General features: G+C 74.9%; 11 protein-coding genes. 8 read left to right on the plus strand and 3 right to left on the minus strand.

The window, feature by feature from the left end:
- Positions 1-85 precede the first annotated feature (85 nt).
- Genes ACXJKA_RS14915 through ACXJKA_RS14925 form a run of 3 tightly spaced genes read left to right on the plus strand, consistent with a single transcriptional unit; the run spans position 86 to position 5,084 of the window.
- The gene (locus ACXJKA_RS14915; RefSeq protein ID WP_456825996.1) at positions 86-1,444 is read left to right on the plus strand and encodes an MFS transporter; all 1,359 of its coding nucleotides are present in this window, start codon (positions 86-88) and stop codon (positions 1,442-1,444) included.
- Positions 1,444-3,588, plus strand: coding sequence for a molybdopterin oxidoreductase family protein (locus tag ACXJKA_RS14920; RefSeq protein WP_456825997.1), 2,145 nt, complete (start codon positions 1,444-1,446; stop codon positions 3,586-3,588). The genes ACXJKA_RS14915 and ACXJKA_RS14920 overlap by 1 nt, the downstream gene beginning before the upstream one ends.
- Positions 3,585-5,084, plus strand: a complete 1,500-nt coding sequence (locus tag ACXJKA_RS14925) for an FAD-dependent oxidoreductase (RefSeq protein ID WP_456825998.1) — start codon at positions 3,585-3,587, stop codon at positions 5,082-5,084. Before ACXJKA_RS14920 ends, ACXJKA_RS14925 begins: the two co-directional genes overlap by 4 nt.
- On the opposite strand, the gene ACXJKA_RS14930 is transcribed toward ACXJKA_RS14925, so the two are convergent.
- The 3 genes from ACXJKA_RS14930 to ACXJKA_RS14940 all read right to left on the minus strand — a co-directional run bounded on the left by ACXJKA_RS14930 (position 5,054) and on the right by ACXJKA_RS14940 (position 7,921).
- The gene (locus ACXJKA_RS14930; protein ID WP_456825999.1) at positions 5,054-6,595 is read right to left on the minus strand and encodes a molybdopterin-dependent oxidoreductase; all 1,542 of its coding nucleotides are present in this window, start codon (positions 6,593-6,595) and stop codon (positions 5,054-5,056) included. The two genes, ACXJKA_RS14925 and ACXJKA_RS14930, sit on opposite strands and share 31 nt — an antisense overlap.
- Before the next feature lie 331 nt (positions 6,596-6,926).
- Complete coding sequence (locus ACXJKA_RS14935) at positions 6,927-7,373, minus strand: HIT family protein (protein ID WP_456826000.1); 447 nt, start codon at positions 7,371-7,373, stop codon at positions 6,927-6,929.
- 14 nt (positions 7,374-7,387) lie between these two features.
- Positions 7,388-7,921, minus strand: coding sequence for a DUF1697 domain-containing protein (locus tag ACXJKA_RS14940; RefSeq protein WP_456826001.1), 534 nt, complete (start codon positions 7,919-7,921; stop codon positions 7,388-7,390).
- 136 nt (positions 7,922-8,057) lie between these two features.
- On the opposite strand from ACXJKA_RS14940, the gene nirB reads away from it, so the two are divergent.
- Genes nirB through ACXJKA_RS14965 form a run of 5 tightly spaced genes read left to right on the plus strand, consistent with a single transcriptional unit; the run spans position 8,058 to position 14,122 of the window.
- Positions 8,058-10,640 carry a nitrite reductase large subunit NirB gene (nirB, locus tag ACXJKA_RS14945; protein WP_456826002.1) on the plus strand — a complete coding sequence of 861 codons (2,583 nt, stop codon included), beginning with the start codon at positions 8,058-8,060 and terminating at the stop codon, positions 10,638-10,640.
- Complete coding sequence (gene nirD / locus ACXJKA_RS14950) at positions 10,637-11,011, plus strand: nitrite reductase small subunit NirD (protein WP_456826003.1); 375 nt, start codon at positions 10,637-10,639, stop codon at positions 11,009-11,011. The genes nirB and nirD overlap by 4 nt, the downstream gene beginning before the upstream one ends.
- Entirely contained in the window at positions 11,008-12,273 is a 1,266-nt protein-coding gene (gene cobA, locus ACXJKA_RS14955; RefSeq protein ID WP_456826004.1) for a uroporphyrinogen-III C-methyltransferase, read from the plus strand. Before nirD ends, cobA begins: the two co-directional genes overlap by 4 nt.
- Complete coding sequence (locus ACXJKA_RS14960) at positions 12,270-13,388, plus strand: uroporphyrinogen-III synthase (protein ID WP_456826005.1); 1,119 nt, start codon at positions 12,270-12,272, stop codon at positions 13,386-13,388. The genes cobA and ACXJKA_RS14960 overlap by 4 nt, the downstream gene beginning before the upstream one ends.
- The gene (locus ACXJKA_RS14965; protein ID WP_456826006.1) at positions 13,385-14,122 is read left to right on the plus strand and encodes a sirohydrochlorin chelatase; all 738 of its coding nucleotides are present in this window, start codon (positions 13,385-13,387) and stop codon (positions 14,120-14,122) included. Before ACXJKA_RS14960 ends, ACXJKA_RS14965 begins: the two co-directional genes overlap by 4 nt.
- The last annotated feature ends 41 nt before the right edge of the window (positions 14,123-14,163 follow it).

Below are 14,163 nucleotides of genomic sequence, written 5' to 3' on the forward strand. Positions count from 1 at the left end.
CGCAACGGGGCGGGCAGGTCGGTCGAAACATGCGCTCCCTAGCGTCGTCGTCGACACAGACCCCACCCGTCCTCCGGAGGTCCCTATGGCCACCCAGCTCGCGACCGACGCACCGGTCCTCGACAGCGCACGCGCTCCGCTCACGCACCGCCCCGGCCGCTGGATCGACGGCTGGAACCCCGAGGACGGCGGCCAGTGGGCCTCCGTCGGCCGGGTCATCGCCCGCCGGAACCTTGGTCTCTCGGTGTTCGCCGAGTTCCTCGGCTTCGCCGTCTGGGCGCTGTGGAGCATCGTCGTCCCGCAGCTGCCCGCGGCGGGCTTCGACCTCACCGTCGACCAGATGTTCTGGCTCATCGCCGTCCCGTCGCTGATCGGCGCCACGCTGCGCATCCCCTACACGTTCGCGGTGCCGCTCTTCGGCGGCCGCAACTGGACGATCGTGTCCGCGCTGCTGCTCCTGGTCCCGACGATCGGCCTCGCGATCGCCGTACAGAACCCCGACCTGGGCTTCGGCGCCCTGCTGGCGGTGGCGGCCCTCGCGGGCGTCGGCGGCGGGAACTTCGCGTCCTCGATGGCCAACATCTCGTTCTTCTACCCGGAGCGGGAGAAGGGCCGCGCGCTCGGCCTCAACGCCGCGGGGGGCAACCTGGGCACCGCCGCGGTGCAGTTCGCCGTGCCGCTCGTCATCGTCGGCGCCGCGGGCCTCGAGCTCGAGCGCGCCGGGCTGATGTTCGTGCCGCTGGTCCTGATCGCGGCCCTGCTTGCCTGGCGGTTCATGGACAACCTGTCCAACGCCAAGTCGGACCCGCGCTCCTACGGCGTCGCCGCCCGGTCGAGGAACACCTGGATCATCTCGTTCATCTACATCGGCACCTTCGGCTCGTTCATCGGCTTCTCGGGCGCGTTCCCGACGCTGCTCAAGAGCCAGTTCCCCGAGGTGACCATCTCCATCGCGTTCGCCGGGGCGCTCGTCGGCTCGATCGCCCGCCCCCTCGGCGGCATGCTGGCCGACAAGCTGGGCGGCGCCCGCGTCACGATCGTCGCGTTCTCCGTCATGGCGATCGGCGTCGTGTGCGCGATCTTCGCCCTGCGGGCGCACGAGTTCTGGCCGTTCCTGGCGTCGTTCCTCGTGCTCTTCATCGCCACGGGCGCCGGCAACGGCTCGGTCTACCGGATGATCCCCGCGGTGTTCCGGTTCGGCACCACCGACGACGCGGACCGCGCCCGGCGCGTCAAGGCCGCCGCGGGCTGCCTCGGGATCGCCGGTGCGGTCGGGGCGTTCGGCGGGTTCCTCATCCCGCGGGGGTTCGCGATCTCCACCTCGCTCACCGGCAACATCCAGGGCGCGCTCTGGGTGATCGTCGGCCTGTACCTGGTCATGGGCGCCACCACGTGGTTCGTGTACCAGCGCCGCTCCGGCGCCTACGGCACGACGGTCATCTGATGTCCCGGCCCGCGGCCACCCACTGCCCGTACTGCGCTCTGCAGTGCGCGCAGACGCTCGAGATCGGCACCGGCGGCGCCGCGGGCACTGTCACCGCTGCGGGCCGGGACTTCCCGACGAACAAGGGCGGCATGTGCCAGAAGGGCTGGACGTCGCCGACGCTGCTGCGGGCGCCGGACCGCCTGACCACGCCGCTGCTGCACGGATCGCCGGTGTCCTGGGACGAGGCGCTCGGCTTCGTCGCGTCACGCCTGGCCGACCTGCGCACGTCCCACGGGCCGCAGTCCGTCGCGGTGTTCGGGGGCGGCGGGCTCACCAACGAGAAGGCCTATGCGCTCGGCAAGTTCGCGCGGACGGTGCTGGCGACGCCGAACATCGACTACAACGGTCGGTTCTGCATGGCGAGCGCGGCGGCCGGCGCGAACCGGACCCTCGGCCTGGACCGCGGGCTGCCGTTCCCGCTGGCCGACCTCGGCGGGGCGCAGGCCGTCCTGCTGCTGGGCTCGAACCTCGCGGAGACGATGCCGCCGGCCGTCCAGCACCTCGCGCACACCCGGTCCGTGGGCGGCGTCCTCGTCGTCGATCCCCGGCGCTCGGCCACCGCGGACCTGACCGCCGACGACGGCGGGGTGCACCTGCAGCCGATGCCCGGCACCGACCTCGCGCTGCTGCTGGGGCTCTCGCACATCGTGCTCGCGGAGGGGCTCGCGGATCGGGCGTACCTCGCCGAGCGGACCACGGGTCTCGACGAGATCCGGCGCTCGGTGGCGCTCTGGTGGCCCGAGCGGACCGAGCAGGTCACCGGCGTCCCGGTGGCCACCCTGCGCCGCACCGCGTTCGTGCTGGCCAACGCGTCGCCGTCGCGCGGCGGGACGGGCGCCTACGTCCTCACCGGTCGCGGCGTCGAGCAGAGCACGCAGGGCACGGACACCGTCACCGCCGCGATCACGCTCGCGCTGCTGCTCGGCCTGCCCGGTCGCGTCGGGTCCGGCTACGGCGCGATCACCGGCCAGGGCAACGGGCAGGGCGGTCGCGAGCACGGGCAGAAGGCCGACCAGCTGCCCGGCTACCGGTCCATCGAGGACGAGGCGGCGCGGGCGCACGTGGCCGGGGTGTGGGGCGTCGACCCCGCCGACCTGCCGCGCACCGGCATGCCCGCGATCCAGCTGCTGCGCGCGCTCGGCACCCCGGACGGGCCGCGGGCGCTGCTGGTGCACGGGTCGAACCTGCTGGTCAGCGCCCCGGACGCGGACCGGGTGCGCGAGCGGCTGGCGTCGCTCGACTTGCTGGTGGTCTGCGACTTCCTGCCGTCCGAGACCGCGCTGCTGGCGGACGTCGTCCTCCCGGTCACGCAGTGGGCTGAGGAGGAGGGCACGATGACGTCGCTGGAGGGCCGCGTGATCCGGCGGCGCCGGGCGCTCCCACCGCCGCCGGGCGTGCGCAGCGAGCTCGAGATCCTCGCCGACCTGGCCCACCGGCTGGGCTCGACCGTCCGCTTCGACACCGACCCGTCCGCCGTGTTCGACGAGCTCGCGCGCGCGTCGGCCGGCGGTCGCGCCGACTACAGCGGCCTGAGCCACGCGCGCCTCGACGCCGAGCCCGACCTCTTCTGGCCCGTCCCGGCGGGTCCGACGCCGCACCCGGGCACGCCGCGCATGTTCCTCGACCGCTTCCCGACGCCCGACGGCCGCGCCCGCCTGGTCCCCGTCGACCACCGCGGCCCGTCCGAGGACCTGCGCCGCGACGCACCGCTGTTCCTGGTGACCGGCCGGGTGCTCGCGCACTACCAGTCCGGCGCGCAGACGCGGCGCGTGCCGGAGCTGGTGCGCAGCGCGCCGGCTCCGTACGTCGAGATCCACCCGCTGCTGGCCGACCTGCTGGGGATCGCCGAGTGCGACCTGGTGCAGCTCGACACGGCGCGCGGCCGCGGGGTGGTCCGGGCTCGGGTCACGGACGCGGTGCGTGCCGACACGGTGTTCCTGCCCTTCCACTGGAGCGGCGTGAGCAGCGCCAACCGGCTGACCACGGACGCGACCGACCCGATCTCCGGGATGCCCGAGTTCAAGGTGTGCGCGGTCGACGTGCGCCGGTGGGAGGGGTCGGTCGACGTGCTCGACGACGCGACGCTGCTGGGGGTCTCATGAGCCAGGTGCGGGTGGTCGTGGTCGGCCACGGGATGGTCGGCGCGCGCTTCGTCGACGATCTGCACCAGCGGGACCGGTCGGGCCGGTTCGAGACCCTGGTGCTCGGTGCCGAGGAGTACGAGCCCTACAACCGCGTCCTGCTGTCCGAGGTGGTCGCCGGCAAGCTCGACGTCGCCTCGATCACCCTGCCGCGCGGTGCCCACAAGACCGCGAGCGAGGTGCTGCCGGGCACGCGCGCGGTGACCGTCGACAGGTCCGCCCGCGTGGTGCACGACGACGCCGGTGAGCGGCACCCCTACGACGTGCTCGTGCTGGCCACCGGTGCGCGGGCGCGGATCCCCGACCTGTTCGGCCGCCGCGACGACGACGGACTGCCCGCCGGCGTGCACGCGCTTCGCACCCTCGACGACGCGCGCGAGATCGTCGCCGCCACGGTCAACGCGCGCCGCGCGGTGGTGGTCGGCGGGGGGGTGCTGGGGCTCGAGGTCGCCTGCGGACTGGCCAACCGCGGGGTACCCGTCACCGTGGTGCACGGCGGGCGGCACCTCATGGACCGCCAGCTGGACGACGCGGCCGCCGCGGTGACGACGGCGCGGCTCTCGTCGCTCGGCATCGCGGTCCGCGTCGGGGCGCGCACCGAGGAGGCGCTCGTCAGCGACGGCCGGGTCACCGGCGTGCGGCTCGAGGGTGGGGAGGTCCTGACCAGCGACCTGCTCGTCCTGACCGCGGGCACGTCGCCCGAGGTCGGACTCGCGCAGCGCGCGGGCCTCGACGTCGCGCGCGGCATCGTCGTCGGCCCGGACCTCGCCTCGCCCGCCGACCCGCGGGTGTTCGCGATCGGCGACTGCGCGGAACCTCCCGAGGGCGGCTCCGGGCTCATCGCGCAGGGCTGGGACCAGGCCCGGCGGCTCGCCACCCTGCTCACCGAGCCGGCCGCGGCGCGCGACCACTCGCCCCTGCCGACCGTCGGCACCGACGTGGTCAAGGTCAAGGGCGTGGGGCTCGACGTCGTCGCCATGGGGCTCTGCGGTCCCCGGGCCGGGGGTCGGCGCGTCCGGCTCAGCGACCCGGAGGGCGGCCGGCACATCGAGGTCGTCGTCGCCGACGGGCGCGTCGTCGGCGCGACCTGCGTCGGCGCCGGACCGGTCGCCGCCGACCTCGTCGCGGCCTACACGCGCGGCACGCCGGCCCCGGCCGACCCCGCGCAGCTGCTGATGCGACCCGTCGCGGGCGTCGCCGTCCCCGCCGCGAGCCCGACGATGATGCCGGACCGGGCCGTCGTGTGCCGGTGCAACGGGGTCACCAAGGGCGACATCGTCGGGTGCTGGCGCCACGGCGCCCGGTCGGTCGAGGACGTCGCCGCGACCACCCGCGCGACCACGGGCTGCGGCGGCTGCCAGGACGCCGTCTGCGGCATCGTCGACTGGCTCCGCAAGTCGGACCCGGACCAGCCGGCCGAGGCTCGTCAGGAGACCTTGACGCGGACCGTGTCGTAGCCGGTCGCGCCGTCGGGGACGACGTCGGCCGGCGTGCCGGTCTGCGGGCCGACCGGGTCGGACGCGCGGACGAACAGGTCGTGGTCGCCGGGCTCGGCGTCCCACGTCCACGACCACTGACGCCACGAGTCGATGCCGCCGTCGTCGGCGAGCGTCGCGTCGTTCCACGCGCCGTCGTCGACGCGCACCTGCACGCCGGTGATGCCGCGGTGCTGCGCCCAGGCGGTACCGGCCACGACGACAGACCCGGCGGGCACCGACGCGCCGGAGCTCGGCACCTCGATGCGCGACTGGGTCTTGATGGGCCCTTCGGGGGACCAGCCGCGGTCGGTCCAGTAGGCCGTCGCGTCGGCGAACCGCGTGACCGTCAGGTCGGTCACCCACTTCGTCGCCGACACGTACCCGTAGAGCCCCGGGACCACCATCCGCACCGGGAAGCCGTGCTCGACGGGCAGCGGCTCGCCGTCCATCGCGATCGCCAGCAGCGCGTTGCGGCCGTCGGTGAGCGCCTCGAGCGGCGTCGACGCGGTGAACCCGTCGACGCTGCGGGACAGGACCATGTCGGCGTCGCCGGTCGGCTTCGCCCTCGCGAGCAGCTCCCGGATGGGCAGGCCCAGCCACTTCTGGTTGCCGATGAGGTCGCCGCCCACCGGGTTGGACACACACGCCAGCGTCACCCAGGCCTCGACCAGCTCGCTCGCCAGCAGCTCGTCCCAGGTGAGCGTGATCTCCTGCTCGACCATGCCGTGCACCCTCAGGCTCCACGTGCTCGGGTCGACCTGCGGCACGACGAGGGCGGTGTCGATCCGGTAGAAGTCGCCGGCCGGGGTCTGCCAGGGGCCGACGCCGTCCACCCCGACGTCGACCCCCGCGGGGACCGGTGCCGCCGTGGTGCTCGGGCGGGGGATCTGGATCGCCGCACGCGCCGCCTGGGCGCCCCGGGCACCGGCGCCGACGACGCGCCCGATCACGACGCCCACCACCCCGAGCCMCCCGGCCRCGGCCGTGGCCTGCAGGAACGCGCGGCGCTCGGCGGCCGACGGCCGTGGCCGCTGGCTGGGGGCGCCGGGGAGCCGCCGCACCAGCGCACGCAGGGTCATGAGGCCGGCGACCGCGCCGGCGACGCTCGGGAGCGCGGCGAGCGTCCCGGCGTCGGGCCGACCCATCGCCGCGAGGCCCGCGACCGCCCCGAGGACGACGACGAGCGTCGCGCCCCAGGCCCACCGGCGTGAGGCGAGCACCCCGGCCAGGGCGGCGAGCGCGAGCACGACCACCACCGAGCCGAGCCGGAGCACGAGCTTGTCCGCCGTGCCGAACGTCGAGGCTGCGAAGTCCTTGAGCCAGGTGGGCGTGGCGTCGACGAACGCGGACCCGACGGCCACGAGCGGGTCCGACGTCGGGCCCGTGACCAGCGCGACGATCGATCCGACGCCGAGCGTCACGGCCCCCGCGGCGACCCCGGCCAGCGCGGCCAGCCCCGTGTGCAGCCCCTTGTCAGGACGTCCGGCCATCAATTCCTGCCTCCCGTGGTGGTGCCCCGACTCTGCCGCGCCGGAGCCGGGTTGTCGTCACCCGACACCCGTGCGTCTGCGCAACCACAACACCGCAGCCCGCCCGCCCGATGCCGGGGGGTTCGAGGCCGAACTTCCAAGAGCTGCGCGAACGTCCGCCGATTCGGTCGCCGGGACGCTCGAATGTGCGGACATAGGCAGTCGGGAGTGCGCAGCGTCCGCAGATTCGGTCGCCGGGACGCACGATCGTGCGGACGTTGGCGGTCGGGAGTGCGCAGCGTCCGCAGATTCGGTCGCCCGGGCGCTCGATCGTGCGGACGTTGCGACGGGGTCAGAGGGCGGGGGAGCTCAGCGTGGCCGGGACGTGGGCGCCGTGGCCCTGGTCGACGAGGGTCGCGCGGACGCGCTCCGCCGCCGCGTCCAGGTCCGCCGCCGGGACGTCGGTGCGCGCGTTCCGGAACGTCAGGCTGGCCTCGTCCCACGCGGGGAGCACGTGCAGGTGCAGGTGAGGGACCTCGAAGCCCGCCACCAGCAGCGCGGCGCGCGGCGCGGACCACGCCTGCTGCTGGGCCCGCCCGATGGTCTTCGCCACGGCGATCAGGTGGGCCAGCACGTCGTCGGGGGCATCCGTGAGCTGCACGATCTCCTCGCGCGGCACCACGAGCACGTGGCCGTCGGTGATCGGGGCGATGGTGCCGAACGCGACGGCGACCTCGTCGGCCCACACGAAACGCGCGGGGATCTCGCCGGCGATGATCTTGGTGAACAGGGTGCTCATGGCGCCCACGCTAGTCAGGCGCGCTCGCGCGCGAGCCGCTGCAGCGCGAGCACGGTGTTCCAGTTCCGGGCGGTGCCGCGGCGACCTGTCGACTTCTCGATCATCGGGAGCGTGAGCTTCGAGCGGCCGATGCCGTCGGGGAAGTAGGCGTACATCTCGTGCCCGGCGAACGCGACGGTCTCGTTGCCGTAGGGCGTCGGGTCGAACGACGTGTCCTTCGGCGCCCCGTCCCAGCAGTACAGGACCAGGTGCGACGGGTCGGCCTCGGCCTCGTCGGGGAACGGCAACCGGTCGACGATCGCGTCCCACTGCGCCAGCGTCCGCGTGAGCACGGGGACGTCGAAGCCCAGCGCCGCAGACAACGCCTCCGACAACCCCGGACCAACGTCGGAGGCGGCGCCGGCGGGCACGAGCACGAGGTTCCCGCTGTTCACGTAGGTGGCGACCTCGGTGTGGCCGAGGCCCTCGGCGGCGGATCGCAGCTGGGCGGCCTTGATGGTGCGGCCGCCCACGTTGGCGGCCCGCAGCAGGGCGATGACCGGACTCATGCCCTCACTCTCACACCGCGCACCCACGGCGTGTGCGGGAAAGGTTCCTCCGGGGTAACGGGGCAGCACCCCCGACGGAAACACGCCGTTCCTAGCGTGGGAGGTGCCCCCGGACCCCAGCCAGACGGAGCTCCCCATGAACCAGCACCTCGTCGTCGTCGGCGGCGGCATGGTCGCGCAGCGGCTGGTCGAGGCGTTGCGCGACCGCGACGCCGCCGGTACCTGGCGCATCACGGTCCTGGCGGAAGAGCCGCGACGCCCCTACGACCGCGTCGCGCTGACCAGCTACTTCTCGGGTCGCGACGCCGACGACCTCGCGCTCGGCGACCCCGCGCTCTGGTCCGACCCGCTGGTGACGCTGGTCCGCGACGACGCGGTGACGCAGATCAACCGGGATGCGAAGACCGTCACGACGGGCCGTGGCCGCGTGGAGCACTACGACCACCTCGTGCTGGCGACCGGCTCATCGGCGTGGGTCCCGCCCCTCGAGGGCGCCGACCTGCCGGGGGTGTTCGTCTACCGCACGGTCGACGACGTCGCGGCCCTGCGCGGCTACGTCGAGAAGCTCTCGCAGGACCGGGTGGTCAAGGGCGCGGTGCTCGGCGGCGGCCTGCTCGGCCTCGAGGCGGCGGGTGCGCTCCAGGCGCTGGGCGCGAAGACCACCGTCCTGCAGGTGGGCACCCACCTCATGTCCGCGCAGGTGGACCTCGGCGGCGGCGAGGCCCTGCGCCGGCTCATCAACCAGCTCGGGGTCGGCGTCCGCCTCAACGCCATGRCGACCCGCATCCGCCCGCACCGCCGCGGCGGCGTGGGTCGCCTGGACCTCGCCGACGGCGGCCGGGTCGACGCCGACGTCGTCGTCATCGCGGCCGGTGTGCGTCCGCGCGACGAGCTCGGACGGGCGTCGGGCCTGACCATCGGCCAGCGCGGCGGCGTGGTTGTCGACGACACCTGCCTGACCAGCGACCCCGACATCTCCGCGGTCGGCGAGGTCGCGTGCATCCAGGGCGCCTGCATCGGGCTCGTGGCCCCCGGGTACGCGATGGCCGAGATCACCGCCGACCGGCTGCTCGGCGGGGTCTCGGCGTTCCCCGGCGCCGACACCGCGACCAAGCTCAAGCTCTCGGGCGTCGACGTCGCCAGCTTCGGGGACGCGTTCGGCGTCACGCCGGGCGCCCTCGAGATCGTCTGGGCCGACCCGGTCGGCGGCGTCTACAAGAAGCTCGTGATGTCCGACGACGCCCGGACGCTGCTGGGCGGCGTGCTCGTCGGCGATGCCAGCGCCTACGCGAGCCTGCGCCCCATGCTGGGCCGCGAGCTCCCGGGCGACCCGGCCGCCTACCTGCTGCCGGAGGGCGGCGGGGGAGCGCCCGACCTCGAGCTCCCCGACGACGCCGCCGTCTGCTCCTGCAACAACGTCTCGGCCGGCACCATCCGCGGCGCGGTCACCGACCACGCGTGCACCGACCTCGGCGCGGTCAAGGCGTGCACCAAGGCCGGCACCAGCTGCGGCTCGTGCCTCCCGCTGGTCAAGAAGCTGGTGACCACCGAGCTGGCGGCGCAGGGCATCGCCGTCAGCACCGCGCTGTGCGAGCACTTCGCCCTCAGCCGCGCGCAGCTGTACGACGCGGTCCGGGTGTCGGGCGTCTCGTCGTTCACGCAGGTCATCGAGCGGTTCGGCACCCGCGCCGAGGGACGCGGCTGCGACATCTGCCGGCCGACCGTCGCGTCGATCCTGGCGACGACGTCGCCGGCGCACGTCCTCGAGGGCGAGCGTGCCGCGCTGCAGGACACCAACGACCACGTCATGGCGAACCTGCAGAAGGACGGCTCGTACTCGGTGGTCCCGCGCATCGCCGGCGGCGAGGTGACGCCCGAGGGGCTCATGGCGATCGGCGCCGTGGCCAAGGACTTCGGGCTGTACACCAAGATCACCGGCGGGCAGCGGATCGACATGTTCGGCGCCCGCATCGACCAGCTCCCGCTCATCTGGCAGCGCCTGGTGGACGCCGGCTTCGAGTCCGGCCACGCGTACGGCAAGTCGCTGCGCACGGTGAAGTCGTGCGTGGGGTCGACGTGGTGCCGGTTCGGCGTGCAGGACTCGGTGGCGCTCGCGGTCATGCTCGAGCTGCGGTACCGCGGGCTGCGGTCGCCGCACAAGATCAAGCTGGGCGTCTCGGGCTGCGCACGCGAGTGCGCGGAGGCCCGCGGCAAGGACGTCGGCGTCATCGCGACCGACAACGGCTGGAACGTCTACGTCGGCGGCAACGGCGGCTTCACGCCGCGGCACGCGCAGCTGCTCGCGGAGGACCTGGACACCGAGACCCTGGTCCGCACCATCGACCGGTTCCTCCTGTACTACGTGCGCACGGCGGACCGACTGCAGCGGACGGCGCCGTGGATCGAGGACGTCGAGGGCGGTCTGGAGGGCGTCCGCGCGGTCGTCATGGACGACTCCCTGGGCATCGCGGCGGACCTCGACGAGCAGATGGCCCGGCACGTCGACGAGTACGAGGACGAGTGGCGGGCCACCCTCGAGGACCCCGAGAAGCTGCGCCGGTTCGCCAGCTTCGTCAACGCCCCCGACACTCCCGACCCGTCGCTGGCGTACGTGCCGGAGCGCGGCCAGTCGCGTCCGGCCACGGCGCAGGAGAAGGACGCGGCCCGACGCGGCGAGCCCGTGCTCGTCGCCGGCACCACCCTGGAGGTCCGCTCATGACCCTGCTCGAGACCAGCGTGTGGACGGCGGTCTGCCGGCTCGACGACCTCGCTCCCGAGCGGGGCGCCGCCGCGCTCCTCGACGGCGAGCAGGTCGCCCTCTTCCGCCTGCTCGACGGCCGCGTGCTCGCCGTCCAGCAGCACGACCCGTTCAGCGACGCGCACGTGATCTCCCGCGGCATCGTCGGCTCCCGGTCGGTCGAGGGGGTCGAGGTCCCGACGGTCGCCTCCCCGATGTACAAGCAGGTGTTCGACCTGACGACGGGCCGGTGCCTCGACGTGGCCGGCAAGGAGCCGGCGCGCGGCATGGACCCGGACCTGCACACCTGGCCCGTCCGGGTGCGCGACGGACGCGTGGAGGTCGGGCGATGACGACCATGCTCGGGCTCCAGCTCACGGGCCGCCGCGTGCTCGTCGTCGGCGGCGGACCGGTGGCCGCGCGGCGCGTGCAGGGACTGCTCGCCGACGCCGCGCGCGCGGTCGTCGTCGCGCCCCAGCTGTGCGAGGTGCTGCTCGACCTGCACCGGTGGGGTCTGCTGGAGTGGCGGGCGCGCGAGGTGGAGGAAGCCGACCTCGACGGCGCCTGGCTGGTGCACACGGCCACGGGCGACCGGGGGACCGACGCCGCGGTCGCCGGCTGGGCCGAGGCCCGCCGGACGTTCTGCGTCGACGCCGGCGCGGGGGCCGAGGGCTCGGCCCGCACTCCGGCCACGACGCAGCAGGGGAACGTGCTCGTCGGCGTCGTCTCGACCGGCACGCCCGACCCCCGGCGCACCGTCGCGGTCCGGGACGCCCTCGCCGAGCACCTGCGCGAGGGGCGCGTCGACCTGCGGCACCGGCGATCCCGGGAGGGGCGGGTCGTGCTCGTCGGCGGCGGTCCCGGGGACGTCGGGCTGCTGACGCTCGCCGGCCGCCGCGCGCTCGCCGAGGCGGACGTCGTGGTCACCGACCGGCTCGGCCCGGTCGCGGTGCTGGACGAGCTGGCACCGGGGGTCGAGATCATCGACGTCGGCAAGACGCCCGGCCACCACCCGGTCCCGCAGCACGAGATCGGCCGGATCCTGGTCGAGCAGGCGCAGCGCGGCCGCACGGTCGTGCGGCTCAAGGGCGGCGACCCGTTCGTGTACGGGCGGGGCGGCGAGGAGGTCCTCGCGTGCCGGGAGGCAGGCGTGGACGTCACCGTGGTCCCCGGAGTGAGCAGCGCGTTCGCCGCGCCCGCCGCCGCGGGCATCCCCCTCACGCACCGGGGGACGGTCGGGGCCGTGCACGTGATGAACGGGCACGACGGCTGGTCGTCCGCGGCGCTCACGGGCCTGCGGGACGCCTCGTGCACGGTCGTCGTCCTCATGGGCGTGAGCGCGTTGGCTTCTCTGGCCACCGAGGCGCTCGATGCTGGCGCCGACCCGGCCACGCCGGTCGCGCTGGTCGAGGAGGGGACCCTGCCGGGCCAGCGCGTCACGCGCGCCCGGCTGGACGACGTCGTCGACGTCGCGGCCGCGGCGGGGGTGCGGGCGCCCGCCGTGATCGTGCTGGGGGCGGTGGCGGCCGCGGGCCTGCTCGAGCAGGGTGACGCGCCTCACACCACCGGCTCTCCCGACGCAACGGCCCCCGCGCCCGTCACAATGGCACCGTGAGCGAACCCATCGACCAGACCCTCGCGGGCCTCGTCGTGCTCATCACCGCCGACCGCCGCTCGGCCGAGCTCGCCGCAGCCCTCGGCCGCCGCGGCGCCGCCGTCCGGCACGCGCCCGCGCTGGGCATGGTCCCGCACACCGACGACGCCGCGCTGCTCGAGGGCACCCGCTCTCTGCTGGCTGACCCGCCGGACACGGTCGTCGTCACCACCGGCATCGGGTTCCGCGGCTGGATCGAGGCTGCGGACGCGGCGGGCCTCGACGAGCCGCTGGTGGAGATGCTGCGCGGCACCCGCATCGTCGCCCGAGGACCCAAGGCCCGCGGCGCGATCCAGGCGGCAGGTCTCACGGCGGACTGGGTCGCCGAGTCGGAGACGAGCGCCGAGATCGCCGAGGTGCTGCTCGACGAGGGCGTCGCGGGCCGCGACATCGCGGTGCAGCACCACGGTGCCGGAGCCGACGGTCTCGACGAGGCGTTCGCCGCCGCGGGCGCCCGGGTGCGCAGCCTGGTCGTCTACCGCTGGGGACCGCCGCCGGACCCGGCCGTCGTCGAGGCGTCCGTCCGCGCGGTGGCCGCCGGCGAGATCGACGCCGTCGTCTTCACCTCCGCGCCGGGCGCGGCGGCCTGGTTGGCGGCCGCCGATGACGCCGGGGTCTCGCACAGGATCGCCGGGCTGGCCCGGCGCGGCGCCGTCGTGATGGCCGCGGTCGGCCCCATCACCGCCAAGCCCCTGCTGGAGCGCGGCATCGAGCCGCTCGTGCCCGACCGGGGCCGGCTCGGCTCGCTGGTCCGGGCGCTCGTCGGGCACTACGGCGGCCTGCAGGCGCTGCAGACCATCGCCGGCCCGCTCCAGGTGCACCGCGGCACTGCGGTGCTCGACGGCCACGTGCTCGCCCTCACGCCGACCGGCCTCGAGGTGCTCCGGCTGCTCGCCGCGGCCGGCGGCGCCGTCGTCCCGCGGGACCAGGTGCTCGCCGCGCTGCCCGGCGACTCGCGCGACCCCCACGCCGCCGAGGTCGCGATCGCGCGCCTGCGGGAGGCCACCGGCAGCCGCGTCCTCATCCGGACGGTGGTGAAGAGGGGCTACCGTCTCCAGCTGGAGGAGGTCGGATGACGAACGCCCTGCACGCGCGCGGCCCGGTACCTGAGCGTCCCCAGGACCTCGACGGTCCGGTGCTCGTCGGCTGCTCCCACGGCACGGACGACCTGTCCGGTCGCGCGGCCGTGCGCTCGATCCTCACCGGCGTCGCCGCGGCCCGGCCCGACCTGGACGTGCGCGAGGCGTTCGTCGACGTGCAGCAGCCCGAGGTCGCCGACGTGGTCGCGCACGCGCTCGAGAACGACGCGTCCGCGGCGGTCGTCGTGCCGTTGCTGCTGTCGATCGGCTTCCACGTCAAGGTCGACATCGCACGCGCGGTCGACCAGCCCGGCGCCACGGCAGCCTCCCCGCTCGGCCCGGACCCGCGCCTGGTCGACATCCTCGTGGACCGGCTGGAGACCGTCGGGCTCGCGGCCGACGACGCCGTCGTCCTCGCCGCGGCCGGATCGACCGACCCCGCCGCCGCCCTCGCCGTGGAGTCCGTCGCCGCCGGGCTGGCGGACCGCATGCCGCAGCCGGTGACCATCGGGTACGGCGCCGGCGCCGAGCCCCGGGTCGCGGCCGCCGTCGAGACCGCGCGCGCCGACCTGCCCCCCGGCGGCCGGGTCGTCGTCGCCTCCTACCTCCTGGCGCCCGGGTACTTCTACGACCGCGTGCTCGAGGCCGGTGCCGACGCGGTCGCCGCGCCGCTGGCCCCGGACGACCGGCTGGTCGAGATCGTCCTCGACCGGTACGACGACGCGACCTGACAAGTGCCTTGCCCTCGGGCCGTCCCTGGGCCTAGGAACGG

This window comes from Cellulomonas sp. P5_E12, from assembly GCF_054049315.1.